Source organism: Amycolatopsis sp. NPDC104819 (assembly GCF_055583145.1).
Window position 1 is genome coordinate 607414 of record NZ_JBVJON010000003.1, and the last position, 13637, is coordinate 621050.

At 70.6% G+C, this 13637-nt stretch carries 13 protein-coding genes and 3 tRNA genes; 6 read left to right on the forward strand and 10 right to left on the reverse strand.

The genetic code is table 11. The features are described 5' to 3' along the window. Positions 1-2 precede the first annotated feature (2 nt). Positions 3-908: an SGNH/GDSL hydrolase family protein gene (locus ACZ63E_RS12140; protein WP_465335987.1), complete on the forward strand. Its 906-nt coding sequence runs from the start codon at positions 3-5 to the stop codon at positions 906-908. Here ACZ63E_RS12140 and ACZ63E_RS12145 read toward each other — a convergent pair. The 6 genes from ACZ63E_RS12145 to ACZ63E_RS12170 form a co-directional block, all read right to left on the reverse strand. Beyond that, entirely contained in the window at positions 905-1303 is a 399-nt protein-coding gene (locus ACZ63E_RS12145) for a MaoC family dehydratase (protein ID WP_465308582.1), read from the reverse strand. The genes ACZ63E_RS12140 and ACZ63E_RS12145 overlap by 4 nt on opposite strands. Next, positions 1300-1749 carry a MaoC family dehydratase N-terminal domain-containing protein gene (locus tag ACZ63E_RS12150; RefSeq protein WP_465308580.1) on the reverse strand — a complete coding sequence of 150 codons (450 nt, stop codon included), beginning with the start codon at positions 1747-1749 and terminating at the stop codon, positions 1300-1302. The genes ACZ63E_RS12145 and ACZ63E_RS12150 overlap by 4 nt, the downstream gene beginning before the upstream one ends. Before the next feature lie 81 nt (positions 1750-1830). Then, the gene (gene rpmG / locus ACZ63E_RS12155) at positions 1831-1995 is read right to left on the reverse strand and encodes a 50S ribosomal protein L33 (protein WP_005152047.1); all 165 of its coding nucleotides are present in this window, start codon (positions 1993-1995) and stop codon (positions 1831-1833) included. A 51-nt stretch (positions 1996-2046) separates the two neighbouring features. Continuing rightward, positions 2047-2119, reverse strand: a tRNA-Met gene (locus tag ACZ63E_RS12160). A gap of 50 nt (positions 2120-2169) precedes the next feature. Beyond that, positions 2170-2242 (reverse strand) — tRNA-Thr (locus tag ACZ63E_RS12165). An 80-nt stretch (positions 2243-2322) separates the two neighbouring features. Then, entirely contained in the window at positions 2323-4977 is a 2655-nt protein-coding gene (locus tag ACZ63E_RS12170) for a putative bifunctional diguanylate cyclase/phosphodiesterase (protein ID WP_465335988.1), read from the reverse strand. Positions 4978-5480: 503 nt separating this feature from the next. Here ACZ63E_RS12170 and ACZ63E_RS12175 point away from each other — a divergent pair. From ACZ63E_RS12175 to lon, 4 genes are all read left to right on the forward strand, one after another. After that, a complete protein-coding gene (locus tag ACZ63E_RS12175; RefSeq protein WP_465335989.1) occupies positions 5481-6419 on the forward strand; it encodes a GNAT family N-acetyltransferase in 939 nt (312 codons plus the stop codon). A gap of 71 nt (positions 6420-6490) precedes the next feature. Continuing rightward, a complete protein-coding gene (locus ACZ63E_RS12180) occupies positions 6491-7345 on the forward strand; it encodes an SAM-dependent methyltransferase (RefSeq protein WP_465335990.1) in 855 nt (284 codons plus the stop codon). Next, the gene (locus ACZ63E_RS12185; RefSeq protein ID WP_465335991.1) at positions 7342-8190 is read left to right on the forward strand and encodes an SAM-dependent methyltransferase; all 849 of its coding nucleotides are present in this window, start codon (positions 7342-7344) and stop codon (positions 8188-8190) included. The genes ACZ63E_RS12180 and ACZ63E_RS12185 overlap by 4 nt, the downstream gene beginning before the upstream one ends. 100 nt (positions 8191-8290) lie before the next feature. Further along, positions 8291-10693 carry an endopeptidase La gene (lon, locus tag ACZ63E_RS12190; RefSeq protein WP_465335992.1) on the forward strand — a complete coding sequence of 801 codons (2403 nt, stop codon included), beginning with the start codon at positions 8291-8293 and terminating at the stop codon, positions 10691-10693. Positions 10694-10766: 73 nt separating this feature from the next. Here lon and ACZ63E_RS12195 read toward each other — a convergent pair whose 3' ends face one another. Further along, positions 10767-11588, reverse strand: a complete 822-nt coding sequence (locus ACZ63E_RS12195) for a class I SAM-dependent methyltransferase (RefSeq protein WP_465335993.1) — start codon at positions 11586-11588, stop codon at positions 10767-10769. A gap of 292 nt (positions 11589-11880) precedes the next feature. Next, positions 11881-11963: transfer RNA gene (locus ACZ63E_RS12200), tRNA-Tyr, on the reverse strand. A gap of 128 nt (positions 11964-12091) precedes the next feature. On the opposite strand from ACZ63E_RS12200, the gene ACZ63E_RS12205 reads away from it, so the two are divergent. Further along, the gene (locus tag ACZ63E_RS12205) at positions 12092-12583 is read left to right on the forward strand and encodes a YajQ family cyclic di-GMP-binding protein (RefSeq protein ID WP_247015184.1); all 492 of its coding nucleotides are present in this window, start codon (positions 12092-12094) and stop codon (positions 12581-12583) included. Positions 12584-12631: 48 nt separating this feature from the next. Here the strand turns inward: ACZ63E_RS12205 and ACZ63E_RS12210 are convergent, their stop codons facing one another. Then, positions 12632-12988, reverse strand: coding sequence for a toll/interleukin-1 receptor domain-containing protein (locus ACZ63E_RS12210; protein ID WP_465335994.1), 357 nt, complete (start codon positions 12986-12988; stop codon positions 12632-12634). Continuing rightward, positions 12985-13578: a hypothetical protein gene (locus tag ACZ63E_RS12215; protein ID WP_465335995.1), complete on the reverse strand. Its 594-nt coding sequence runs from the start codon at positions 13576-13578 to the stop codon at positions 12985-12987. Before ACZ63E_RS12215 ends, ACZ63E_RS12210 begins: the two co-directional genes overlap by 4 nt. Positions 13579-13637: the final 59 nt, after the last annotated feature.

A 13637-nucleotide genomic window follows, 5' to 3' on the forward strand; every position in this document is an offset into this window, starting at 1 on the left:
GAGTGGCGAAGAAGAGCGGGGGCGGCGGCTGTCTCGTCCTGGTGCTCGTGCTCGGCCTGCTGGCCTTCGGGTACTACAAGTGGCAGCACGGCTCTTCGTCGGCGCCGCCCGACGGCGTGGACACCGGAGGCGGCTCCGGGCGCTACGTCGCGCTCGGGGACTCCTACACGTCGGCGCCGCGCACCGGGCGCCAGGCCGGGACACCCGCCGGCTGCGACCGCTCGGACGACAACTACCCGCACCTCGTCTCCGCGAAGCTGAAGCCCGCCGAGTTCGCGGACGTCAGCTGCAGCGGCGCGACGACGGCGAACCTGACCGCCGCGCAGAAGACCGGCAACGGCACGAACCCGCCCCAGCTCGACGCCGTGACCGCCAAGACCACGCTGGTGACGCTCGGCATCGGCGGCAACGACGTCGGCTTCCTGCAGCTGGCGTCGTCGTGCGCGACGACCCAGCCGGCGTCGTCGCCGTGCAAGGACCGGCTGACCGCCGGCGGGCACGACCAGCTGGCCGAGCGGATCGACGCCGCCGCGCCGAAGGTCGGCGCCGTGCTGGACCGGATCCACACGAAGGCGCCGAAGGCCAAGGTGGTCGTCGTCGGCTACCCGACCGTGCTGCCCGACGGCGACGGCTGCTGGCCGTCGCTGCCCGTCGGCGCCGGCGACGTCGCCTACTTCCGCGAGGCGCTCGGCAAGCTGAACAAGATGCTCGAGGACCAGGCCGACGGCCACCGCGCGGGGTACGCCGACACGGCGACGCCCGGCAAGGGCCACGACGTCTGCTCGGCGTCCGGCACACGCTGGGTGGAGGGCCTGCTGCCCGCCTCGCCCGCCGCGCCGTTGCACCCCAACGCACGCGGCGAGCAGGGCATGGCGGACGCCGTCCTGGCCCTCCTGAAGCTGCCTTAGGCGCGGACGAGGGCCTGCGGCTTGCCCAGCACCGTCTTGCCGTCGTGCTTCACGACGAGGTCGAGGCGGACGATGCCGTCGTCCTGGATCGCGCCGACCTTGCCGGTGATCTCGACCAGCGCGCCCTCGGGCGTGTTCGGCACGACGACCGGGCGGGTGAAGCGGGCGCTGAAGTCGACCAGCCGGCCGGGGTCGCCGAGCCAGTCGGTGACGACGCGCCCGGCCACGGCCATCGTGAGCATGCCGTGCGCGATGACGTCGGGCAGGCCGACACCCTTCGCGAACGCCTCGTTCCAGTGGATCGGGTTGAAGTCCAGCGCCGCGCCGGCGTAGCGCACCAGCTGCTCGCGGGTGATCCGGACCTCGAGGGTGCCCAGCTCGTCTCCGACGTTCACGCGTCCTCCCCCCGCACCACGAGCTGCGCGCGCGTGGTGGCGATGTGCGCGCCGTCGGCGTCGGTGATCTCGGCGCGCAGGTTGATGAAGTCGTTGCCGGCCCGGGCCATGATCCGGTCGATGTGCGTGGTCAGCAGCAGCCGGTCGCCGGCGTGCGCCGGGCGCGTGTAGCTGAACTGCTGGTCGCCGTGCACCATCCGCGAGTAGTCGAGGCCGAGCTCGGGGTCGGTGACGATCGCGTTGATCGCGGCGAGGTTGATGATCGTGATGAACGTCGGGGGCGCGATGACGTCCGGGTGGCCGGCCGCCTTGGCCGCCTCCGGGTCGCGGAAGACGGGGTTCCCGTCGCCGATGGCGTCGGCGAACTCCCGGATCTTCTCCCGGCTCACTTCGTAACTGGTCTGCGGCGGGTACACCCGCCCGGTGAACGACTCGTCCAAGGGCACGTCGAGGAGGCTACCAACAGCAAAGAGCCGCCCCGGTGGTCCAGGGCGGCTCTTCGAAGCTGGTGCGAACGCGCTACGCGGTCAGCGAGTTTCCTTGTGCGTCCGGTGCGTACCGCAGTTCGGGCAGAACTTCTTCATCTCCAGGCGATCCGGGTTGTTGCGCCGGTTCTTCTTGGTGATGTAGTTGCGGTGCTTGCACTCTTCGCACGCCAGCGTGATCTTGGGTCGCACGTCGGTGGCAGCCACAGCGTTTCCTTCTCTCTCAGGTCCCGGGGGCCAGCCCCAGTCGTTACCGCGTAGCGGTGGCCGGACTTGAACCGGCGACACAGCGATTATGAGCCGCTTGCTCTGCCAACTGAGCTACACCGCCCTTACATGACCCAAGCCGCGACACGCGAACGTGGCGCGGCTGAGGTCGCGAGCCCCTTTACGGAATCGAACCGTAGACCTTCTCCTTACCATGGAGACGCTCTGCCGACTGAGCTAAAGGGGCCTGGCCTCTCGCGAGGACTTGGAAAGATTACCAAGCCCCGTCACCCGGCCGTGCAACCGGGGTCGACAAACGGCAAAACCTCAGGTCAGCAAGGTAAGCACGGTCTCGGAGTGGCGACCCGGCGAGCGCGCGGTCCGAGCCTGCAGCCACGCCTCGAGGCGGTCCTCCGGCAGCGGGCGCGAGATGAGGTAGCCCTGGGCGACGTCACAGCCCATCGCCTCGAGCTGGTCGCGCGCGACGTCCTCCTCGACGCCTTCCGCGACCACCGTCAGGCCGAGCGAGTGGCCCAGCTCGACGATCGACCGGACCACCGCGAGGTCGCCGAGGTCGGTGCCCATGCCGAGGACGAAGCTCTTGTCGATCTTGACCTGGTCGACCGGCAGCTGCCGCAGGTAGGCCAGCGACGAGTAGCCGGTGCCGAAGTCGTCGACGGCGAGCGTGATGCCCAGCGAGTGCAGCTCCCGCAGGATCGGCAGCGCCTTCTGCGGGTCGGACATCACGCCGGACTCGGTGAGCTCGAACGTCAGCAGCTCGGGCGGGATGCCGACGCGGTCCAGCTCGCGCGCGACCTTGTTCGGGAAGTCCTCGTCGGCGAGGTTGCGCACCGAGAGGTTGACCGCCACCGAGATCCGCAGGCCCTCGTCGAGCCACTTGCGGCAGCGCTTCAGCGCCTCGCCGAGCACGAACGACGTCAGCACGCCGATCAGGCCGGCCGCCTCGATGGCCGGGACGAACTCGTCCGGGCCGAGCCGGCCGAACTCCGGGTGCACCCAGCGGACCAGCGCCTCGACGCCCTGGACCTGACGGTTCGGCAGGGTGATCTTCGGCTGGTAGTGCACGCTGACCTGGCCGTCCTCGAGGGACTGCCGGAACTGCGTGACCATCTGGAAGCGCCGCAGGAAGATCTGGCCCATGCTCGGCACGTACCCGCGGACCTCTTCGCCGCCCTTCGTGGCGCGGACCGCGACATCGGCGCGCTGCAGCAGGCCTTCGATGTCGACGACGTCGCCGGGTTCGTCCGCGGACGTCGTCGCGTAGCCGATCATCGCGTTGGCCTCGACCGAAAGCCGGTCGACCGGGTACGGCGCGGAAAGCTCTTCGCGCAGCCGTTCCGCCGCGCGGTGGGCGTCCTCGGGCGGGCAGCCGACCAGCAGCGCCGCGAAGGACGCGCCTTCGAGGCGGGCGAGCGGGACGTCGGGGCCGAGCGCGTCGCGGATGCGGCGGCCGGCGGCGATCACCATCCGGTCGGCCCAGGCGTAGCCCAGCGCGTCGGACACTGTCGAGAAGACGTCGAGGTCGATCCGCAGCACCACGGCGTTGGCGAAGTCCCGCAACGGCTCCTTCGCCACCTGCCGGAACCCCAGCCGGTTGAGGTGCCCGGTGAGCGGGTCGTGGTAGGCGTCGTGGCGCAGGGTCGCGAGCAGCCGCCGGTTGTCGAGCGACGTCGCGAGGTGGCTGGCCATCGTGCCGAGCAGCTGGACGTCGTACTTGCCGAAACCGCGCCAGCGGGACAGCCGGTCGTGCGCCTCGACGACGCCGAGGAGCTGGTTCCCGCTGCGCAGCGGGACGACGAGCGCCTCTTGCGCGCCGCGGTCGAGGAGCGCCGTGCGGACGTCGGGGTTGGCTTCGGTGATCCGGAAGTGCCGGACGTGCGCGCCGGGCAGCCGCAGCAGCGGGTCGTCGGCGGCGGGGTCGGCCGGCGGCAGGTCGTCGCCCGCGACGACGACCCGCATCGGGTCCTTCGCTTCGAGCCGCAGCCGGAGCACGACCCGGCCCGCGGCGAGCTGGTCCTTGATGCGCTCGGCGATCGTCGCCCACTCCCGGACGTCGACGCCGCCGACGAGCTCCTCCGCGCGGCTGGCCGGGCGCGCCGCGGCCTGCTGCCCGGAGCGGGCCACCATCAGGCTGACGTCGGAGAGCGCCTCCATGTCCCGCTGCTCGCGCAGCAGGTCGGAGTAGGCCCAGTAGAGCGCGGTGAGGCCGAGGAACACGGCCAGCACCAGCGGCCACGCCTTGGGGGTGTTGGAGATGACGAGGTAGCCGGAGAGGCCGACCGAGGCGTTGACGAACCCGACGACCAGGATCCGCGCGGTGAGCCGGACGGCGGTGCTGACCCGCATCCGGCGGCGCAGCACGCGGACCGCGGCCAGCGCGAGCAGCGTGCTCACGAGCGGCGCGGTCAGGGTGCCGACGAGCGCGGCGACCCACGGGATCTCGGCGCCCGCCCCGGCGCCGACGGCGACCTTCACCAACCCGGCGACCGCGAAGGCGCCGGTGATCTCGAGCAGGAACGCGCCCGCGTTGTAGAGGACGCGGCCGGAGACCTTCCGCGCGAGCAGCGTCCCGATGCCGGCGACCAGGTGCGCGGCCAGCACGACTTCGAACGGTGCGACGAAGAACCCGATGACGAGCGGGATCTCGGTGAAGGAGATGGTCCACGAGATGCCGCTGCGGACGTCGACGTTGATGCCGAGCTGTTCGGCGAGCAGGAACGCGACCGCGAGCACCGGGCCGATCCACAGCAGCTTGCTGTCCCAGTGGAACGGCAGCCACGAGCCGACCGCGAACGCGGCGACGAGCCCCAGGCTCAGGACGGCGAAGGTGTAGACGCGGAACCGGCGCTCGTCGGTGCGCGCCTCGGCGGACGCGGCGGGCTGGTGAGGTGCCTCGGAAGCGGCTCCCGGCCCGGGCTGCGCCTGTGCGACGGCGTCGCCGTGGGCGTTGGTGTCCGGCATCCGACCTTCCCTCCCGGCTTGTCCACCGGTGCTGATCCGTGACTTCGGGTGTGGACAAGGGCCATACCGTACCCCGTAGGGCGTACCCGTGTCCCTTTCGAGACAGTAGGAGATCACCCCAGGGTTAACAATGCCTCGAAGGCGCTGACCTGCGTGGACCAAGGGGTGAAACATCTGTGACAACCGGGGCTCCGCCCCGGGCCGGGGGCTCCGCCACCCGGACCCCCGCAAGACGGCAGGGTCCCGGCAAAGTCGGGGCGAACGTGACCGGCGGGCCGCTGCGATGTCGTGAATGACTCATTCACCTCGTCAGAGGTCATGAATGAGTCATTCATGACCCTTCCCGGGCCGCTACCGCGACCTCCGGCGTGATGTACCTGGCCGTCCGCGCTACGAGCCGACCGGCGAATCCGACTTCGCCGGAACCCCGCCGCAAGACGGGGGTGTCCTACCTTGACGGACTTCTGTGCGCACGACAGCCCGGGTAGCGATTGAATGTGCCCATGCACAGCGACGTGATTGCCACCGAACACGCGGCCCGGCTCGCGGCGGTGGATCCCCTGCTCCCCGGTTCTTCTCCCTTCGAGGCGGCCGAAAACGCCGTGGTGCTGGAAGTCGCCACCGGTGATTCGGCCGCGTCCGGCCTCGCCTCGCGCATCCAGGTCGACCAGGGCGCGCCCAACGCCCCCTGGCGCGCGCTGACCGAACACCGGCTCGACCTCCAGCTGGCCGGCTCCCAGCCGGCGGCCGTCCTCGACGCCCTGCTCACCCGATGGGATGAACATCTGCGCGCGGTCGCCGAGCACGGTGACACCGAGACCGCGGCGGTCGTGCCGCGCGCCAGCCGCGACGCCGCCGGCGCGCGCGAGATGCTGCACCACGGCTTCGCGCCGCTGCGCGTGATCGCCGTCCGCCCGGCCGAGCGGCTGGTCCCGGCGGGCGAGCGCGGCACCCCCGGCGTCAAGATCCGCCGGGCCGGGCCGGACGACCTCGAAACCGCCGTCGCGCTCGGCATGGAGCTGCACTCCTACGACGCCCAGTACGGCACGGTGAACTGGCGTGAGGGCGTCGAGGACATCCTGGCCAAGGACCTCGCCGAGCAGCTGAACCGGCCGGAGCCCGCGGTGTGGATCGCGGAGCTGTACGGCCGCCCGCTCGGCATGGTGAACGTCCAGCACCCCGGCGAGACCGGCTGGATCAGCGACCGCGTGGCCGCGACCCGCGTCGGTTACCTCTCCTCGCTCGCCGTCGCGGAGGCCGCGCGGTCCTCCGGCGTCGGCACCGCGCTGGCCGCCCACGCCCACCAGGTGCTGGACGAGGAGGGCGCCGACGTCGTCCTCCTGCACCACGCGGCGGCGAACCCGCTTTCGACGCCGTTCTGGTACGCGCAGGGCTACCGCCCGCTCTGGACGTACTGGCAGCGTCGACCAGCCGTTCGGTGAACGACTGGCGGATCCCCGCGGACACCCGCTCTTTGTAGGCTGGCCACCAGGATGAGGGAGTGGGAGCCGAAGTGACCGATCAGCGGGATTCCGCGCCCAGAGCGCCCGAAGGCGTCGACACGGAGAAGCCGTCGGCGGCCCGGATCTACGACTGGTACCTCGGCGGTACCCAGAACTGGGCCGTGGACCGCGAGTTCGGCCGGCGCGTGGAGCAGCAGTGGCCGCTCGTGCGCCCCGGGTCGAAGCAGAACCGCGAGTTCATGAACCGCGCGGTGCGGGCGGCGCTGCGGGCCGGGATCCGGCAGTTCGTCGACCTCGGCTCCGGCGTCCCGACGGCCGGCAACGTGCACGAGGTCGTCGAGGCGGAACTGCCCGACGAGCACGACGCGACGGTCGTCTACGTCGACTACGAGCCGGTCGCCGTCGCGCACGCGACGCTGATCCTCGAAGAGGAGGTGGCGACCGACTGGGCCGGCATCGTCCAGGCGGACATGCGGGACGCGAAGGCCGTGCTGCGTGCCGCGGAGACGAAGCGGCTGATCGACTTCTCCAAGCCGGTCTGCCTGATCATGGCGGCGGTGCTGCACTTCGTCGGGCCGGACGACGACCCGCACGGCCTGCTGGCGGACTACCGGAACGCGCTCGCGCCGGGCAGCTGGCTGGCGCTTTCGCAGATGAGCGAGGGTGACGGGAGCGGCGAGTACCTGGCGGGCCTGCGCTGGTTCGTCGAGCAGTACCGGAAGACGAGCAACCCGGTCTGGCTGCGCGACCGCGAGGAGATCGAGCCGCTGTTCGGCGACTGGCCGCTGCTCGAGCCGGGCATCGTGCACCTGCCGGACTGGCGGCCCGACCGGAAGCTGAACGCGCTCGAGGCGGAAGCGCGGCCGTACGCCTGGTGCGGCATCGCGGAGAAGCCCGGCGGATGAGCGAAACCGCGCCGATCGCCCCGGCCGGGGTGGACACCGACAAGCCGTCCGCGGCCCGGGTCTACGACTGGTACCTGGGCGGGAACCACCACTGGGCGGTGGACCGCGAGTTCGGCCGCCGCGTCGAGAAGGTGTGGCCGCTGATCCGGCCGATCTCCCGGCAGAACCGGGCGTTCATGAACCGCGTCGTCGCGGCCGCGATGGACGCCGGGGTCCGCCAGTTCGTCGACCTCGGCTCCGGGGTGCCGACGGCGGGGAACGTGCACGAGATCGTCCGCGACCTGCTGCCGTCCGGCGAGCGGGCTTCGGTCGTCTACGTCGACTACGAACCGGTGGCGGCCGCGCATTCGCGGCTGATCCTGGAGCGCGAGGGCGCGTCGGACTGGGCCGGGCTCGTCGAGCGGGACATCCGGCGGCCGAAGGAGATCTTCGCCGACCCGGCAACGTCGTCATTGATCGACTGGTCACGGCCGGTGTGCCTGCTGATGATCACGGTGATGCACTTCGTCGGCCCGTCCGACGACCCGGCGGGGCTGATGGCGGAGTACCGCTCAAAGCTCGCACCGGGCAGCTGGCTGGCGCTGACGCACGGCACCTGCCGCGACGACGCGCCGCCGGACCGCGCGGCCGAGGTGCACCGGTTCATCGACGCCTACCGCGACACGTCGAACCCGGCGTGGCTGCGTTCGGCCGACGAACTGCTGCCCTGGTTCGGCGGCTGGCCGCTGCTGCCGCCGGGGATGACCTCGTTGCCGGACTGGCGCCCCGACGAGCGTCCGACGGTCCTGGATTTCGAAACCCGGCCGTTCGCGTGGTGCGCCGTCGCACGCCGCCCGGCCCGCTGAACTGCGCTTTCCCTGATCGCTGTGGGCGAACGCACCATCGGAAACAAACACACCCATCGGAGAGTTGAGCTAGGCAGACTCAACTACCCGAGGAGTGCACATGACCGACACCCGCCTCCTGCCCGTGCTCCCGCTCGATGACGACGTCGTGCTGCCGGGCATGGTCGTCCCGCTCGACCTCACCGACACCGAGACGCGGGCCGCGGTGGAGTCCGCCCAGGCCAAGACGCCGAGCCAGGCGTCGTTCCCCGGCATCCGGTCGGCCGCGGCCACCAAGGCCGAGGTTCTGATCGTGCCGCGCGTCCACGGTGAGTACGCCGAGTACGGCACCGTCGCGACCGTCGAGCGCATCGGGCGTGTGCCCGGTGGCAAGGCCGCCGTCCTGCTGCGCGGCACGAGCCGCGCGCTCGTCGGCCGGATCGCCGACGGACCCGGCGCCGCCCGCTGGGTGCACGCCGAGGACGCCCCCGAAACCACCGACGACCGGACCGCGCCGCTCGCGGCCGAGTACAAGGCCGTCGTCATCTCGATCCTGCAGCAGCGCGGCGGCTGGCAGCTGATGGACGCCGTCCAGCAGGTCGAGGACCCGTCCGCGGTCGCCGACCTGTCCGGCAACGCGCCGTACCTCGACACCGACCAGAAGGTCGAGCTGCTCACCACGCTGGACGTCACCGCGCGCCTGGAGAAGGCGCTCGAGTGGAGCAAGGAACACCTGGCCGAGCTGGAAGTCACCGAGACGATCCGCAAGGACGTCTCCGAGGGCATGGAGAAGCAGCAGAAGGAGTTCCTGCTGCGCCGCCAGCTCGAGGCGATCCGCAAGGAGCTGGGCGAGCTCGACGGCTCCACCGACGACACGGACTACCGCGCCCGCGTCGAAGGCGCCGAGCTGCCCGACGCCGTGAAGAAGGCCGCGCTGGCCGAGGTGGACAAGCTGGACCGGACGTCCGAGCAGTCCCCCGAGGGCGGCTGGATCCGCACCTGGCTGGACACCGTCCTGGAGCTGCCCTGGAACGAGCGCACCGAGGACGTCTACGACATCGCCGCGGCGCGGGCGGTGCTCGACGCCGACCACGCCGGCCTCGACGACGTCAAGGAACGCATCATCGAGTACTTGGCCGTGCGCAAGCGCCGTGCCGAATCGGGTCTCGGCCCGGTCGGTGGCCGGCGTTCCGGCGCGGTGCTCGCCCTCGCGGGCCCTCCCGGGGTCGGCAAGACGTCGCTGGGTGAGTCCGTCGCGAAGGCCATGGGCCGCAAGTTCGTCCGCGTCGCCCTGGGTGGCATCCGCGACGAGGCGGAGATCCGCGGCCACCGCCGCACCTACGTCGGCGCGCTGCCCGGCCGGATCGTCCGCGCCATCAAGGAAGCCGGCTCGATGAACCCGGTCGTGCTGCTCGACGAGATCGACAAGGTCGGCGCCGACTACCGCGGCGACCCGACGGCGGCGCTGCTCGAAGTGCTGGACCCGGAGCAGAACCACACGTTCCGCGACCACTACCTCGAGGTCGAGCTGGACCTGTCCGACGTCGTGTTCCTGGCGACGGCCAACGCGCTCGAGACCATCCCCGGCCCGCTGCTGGACCGCATGGAGCTCGTCACGCTGGACGGCTACACCGAGCACGAGAAGGTCACCATCGCCCGCGACCACCTGCTCCCCCGGGAGCTGGAGCGCGCCGGCCTGGGCACAGCCGACGTCTCGTTGACGGACGCCGCGTTCAGCCGGATCGCCGCCGAGTACACCCGTGAGGCGGGCGTGCGCGACGCGAACCGCACGATCGCGAAGGTGCTGCGGAAGATCGCGACCAAGGTGGCGCTGGACGAGGTGGCCCTGCCGCTCACGGTGGATTCCCCGGACCTGGAGACCTACCTGGGCCGCCCGCGGCACCTGCCGGAGTCGTCGCTGCCCGCGTCGACCCAGCGGACCGCGACCCCGGGTGTGGCCACGGGCCTGGCGGTGACCGGCGCCGGCGGTGACGTCCTCTACATCGAGGCGTCGCTGGCGGACAAGGAGTCCGGCGCGTCCGGGCTGCAGCTGACCGGCCAGCTCGGTGACGTCATGAAGGAGTCCGTCCAGATCGCGCTGTCCTACCTGCGCTCGCACGGCGCGGAGCTGGAGCTGCCGGTGGGCGACCTGCGCGAGCGGGGCATCCACGTGCACGTCCCGGCGGGCGCGGTCCCGAAGGACGGGCCGTCGGCGGGCGTCACGATGACGACGGCGCTGGCGTCGCTGCTCTCGGGCCGTGTGGTCCGGGCGGACGTCGCGATGACCGGTGAGGTGTCCCTGACCGGACGCGTCCTGCCGATCGGCGGTGTCAAGCAGAAGCTGCTGGCGGCCCACCGGGCCGGGATGAAGACGGTGATCATCCCGCAGCGCAACGAGCCGGACCTCGACGACGTCCCGGCCGAGGTGCTGTCCCAGCTGGACGTGCACGCGGTGGCCAACGTCCGCGAGGTCCTCGACCTCGCCCTGACCCCGGCTTCGACGCCGGTTTCCCAGGCGGCGTAACCCCGAGCGCCGCCGCCCCCGGACGGCCGGTTTCCCCACCCCCAGGGAAACCGGCCGTTCTTCCGTTCCGGGGTCAGAGCCGCCGCGCGGCGACGAGGTACCCGGTGCCGAGGCGGCCCGCGGCGCCGCGGGCCACGGTGGACTCCGGCCGCGCGCGCCACCGGCGGTCCCAGCGCCGGACGACCCGGTCGAGCGGCGGCACCAGCGCGGTGACGTCGTAGAACAGCGTGTCCTCCGGTTGCAGGCCGGCCTGCCACAGTTCGTGGTGCAGCCGCCGGGTCGGCAGCGCCTGGATTCCGGTGCGGCGCGCGCCGTGTTTTTGCGGGACTCTCAGCGCGTGCTCGAGGCCGCCGAGAACGCGGCGCGCCGGCCAGTACAGGCCCCATTCGAACAGCCGGTAGGGGCTGCGCGGGTTGAGCATCGTGACGACCACGAGCCCACCGGGCCGCACCACCCGCGCGATTTCCGTCAACGCCGTGCCGATGTCGACGTACTCGAGCACGCCCATCGCGAGCGCGATGTCGAAAACGCCGTCGGGGAACGGCATTTCTTCGATGTCCCCGACGGCAAAACCGGCCGCTTCCCGCACGCGCCGTCGTCCGGCGTCGACCATCGCGGCGGACCGGTCGCACCCGGTGACGGCGAAGTCCCCGGGCCGGTCGTCGACCAGGTGCCGCACCATCATCCCCGGCCCGCAGCCGACGTCGAGGAGCTTCCCGTCGGCGCACCGCCGCAGCACCTGGTCGACGGCGTGCATGCGGGAGTGGTGATATCGGGCGGTGGGCCCCCATCCGGAGTAGGAGTCGGCGTAGTCGGCGACGAGCTGGGCGTCGGCGTACTGGACCTGCACGAGCTGTTCACGCATCGGACGTTCGAGCGTGCCGGGAACGGGCATGTTCGCCTCCATCGATCGGACCTCTGCCACCCAGCTGGGTCGAGCGGGCCGAGAAGGCTGTTACGGATTCCCGCTCGATTTCGAAATTAGGGCCGTACCTACGAATGAATCTTCCACCGTTTCGCCGCAGAATTGCCGCCGAATCGCGGCTTTAATCGACACGAGGCATTTATTGGACAATTCGAACATCTGGTTGTACAGCGGGGAAACCACCGGCAAACATTCGTGTCCGGTATACAAGGAAACGGCCCCGCGACCGGAGTAACGGTCGCGGGGCCGTGCCCACTGTGGGTGGCGGGTGAGGGATTCGAACCCCCGTAGGCGTAAGCCAACTGGTTTACAGCCAGTCCCCTTTGGCCACTCGGGTAACCCGCCCAGGCCGGTCGTACCGGCCGGAGAGAAGCTTACCCAACGCCTCTCGGCGGGGGTCAACCGGGATGCCCGTCCCGTGGTGGGGGCTAGGCTGGGTGCCCCTGACAAGCGAGTACGAGGTGTGAGGACACGTGGCGGATCCCTCTTTCGACGTCGTGAGCAAGGTCGACCGCCAGGAGGTGGACAACGCGCTGAACCAGGCGAGCAAGGAGCTGGGCACGCGGTTCGACTTCCGCGGCACGGGCACGACGATCAACTGGTCGGGCGAGGAGGCGATCGCGATCGAGTCCGAGACCGAGGAGCGCGCCCTGGCCGCGGTCGAGGTCTTCAAGGAGAAGCTGATCAAGCGCAGCATCTCCCTGAAGGCGTTCGAAGCGGACGAGCCGGCCCTCTCGGGCAAGATCTACAAGATCGGCGGCAAGATCCTGCAGGGCATCGCCTCGGACAAGGCGAAGCAGATCGCCAAGTTCATCCGCGACGAGGGGCCGAAGGGCGTGCAGGCCCAGATCCAGGGTGACCAGCTGCGGGTGTCGGGCAAGAAGAAGGACCAGCTGCAGGACGTGATCGCCTTGCTGAAGGGCAAGGACTTCGAGATCGCCCTGCAGTTCACCAACTACCGGTGACACCCTGCGGGCACCCGGCCCCCGGGTGCCCGCAGGCGTGACGCGTCATCACCACGGGCGCCGGGCGGCGCCTCCCTCCAGGGCGAACGCCTCGAACGGCCACGAGGCCGTCCCCTCGGCCACGAGCGCGCCGGTGGGCAGGAGCGCGAACTTCGGGACCTCACGCACGGTCGCCACGTGGAACTCCCACGCCGTCCAAGCCGTCTTGCGGTAGTTCTCGCTCACCACCGCGACGAAGGCCGAGGCGGTCAGCAACCGGCTGCGGACCGACTCGAGCCTGGTGAGTCCCGACTTCGCCCAGTCGAGATCGTCGACGTAGACGTCGGCAAACCCGAGCCGGTCGCGCAGCCGGCCCAGCGCTTCCAGCGTGTTGTCCGCCCGCGAGTAGCTGACGAAGACACTCATCCGGTACCGGCATTCGCGACGTCGAGCAGGTTGAGCGAGTAGGCCGCCAGTGCCACGCCCACCAGGACGATCAGCAGCAGGTAATAGATCATCGACGCGTTGAACGCCGCCGTCCGCCAGTTCACCGCCGCCACCTCTTGTGTGTGCTGGTAGCCACCGGCGCAGCGTGAGCCGCGCCGGAGCCAGATCTCTTTCATCAACAGCCGGAGCCGGCGCTGATAGTAGAAGCTGAACGCGTCGGCGATCCAGAAAGCGACGATGATCAGGAACGCGGCCACGAAGACGGCCGGGTTCAGCTTCTTGTCACTGAACGTCGCCACCAGCACACCCGCCGGTACCAGAACGGTGGCGCACAGCTTCTTCAGCTCGAAACACGAGTCCGCGGCCTTCAGGGTCGCGGCGTGAAGCTGGTCCAGCTGCTCCTTGTCCAGGGAATCCGCTGACGGTTCGCCGGAAACGGATCGCTCCGCCGGCGGGGTTTCGCCGAGGTTCGGGCTCCCTGGTGATTTTTTCCGGAACTCCCGCGCGACCCAGGCCGACAAACCCAGCACCGCGATCACGGTCGTCGCCCGTCCGGCCCGGTTTGCCACCCCGACAGTTTGCCGCAAGCCACCGGCACGGAAATGGACAATTCCGGTCCAAAAATGCC

Excerpts from the sequence above, each read along its gene's own strand:
- ACZ63E_RS12170 (WP_465335988.1), bottom strand. The coding sequence starts at position 4,977 with ATGCCGGACACCAACGCCCACGGCGACGCCGTCGCACAGGCGCAGCCC.
- ACZ63E_RS12175 (WP_465335989.1), top strand. The coding sequence starts at position 5,481 with ATGCACAGCGACGTGATTGCCACCGAACACGCGGCCCGGCTCGCGGCG.
- ACZ63E_RS12185 (WP_465335991.1), top strand. The coding sequence starts at position 7,342 with ATGAGCGAAACCGCGCCGATCGCCCCGGCCGGGGTGGACACCGACAAG.
- lon (WP_465335992.1), top strand. The coding sequence starts at position 8,291 with ATGACCGACACCCGCCTCCTGCCCGTGCTCCCGCTCGATGACGACGTC.
- ACZ63E_RS12195 (WP_465335993.1), bottom strand. The coding sequence starts at position 11,588 with ATGCCCGTTCCCGGCACGCTCGAACGTCCGATGCGTGAACAGCTCGTG.
- ACZ63E_RS12210 (WP_465335994.1), bottom strand. The coding sequence starts at position 12,988 with ATGAGTGTCTTCGTCAGCTACTCGCGGGCGGACAACACGCTGGAAGCG.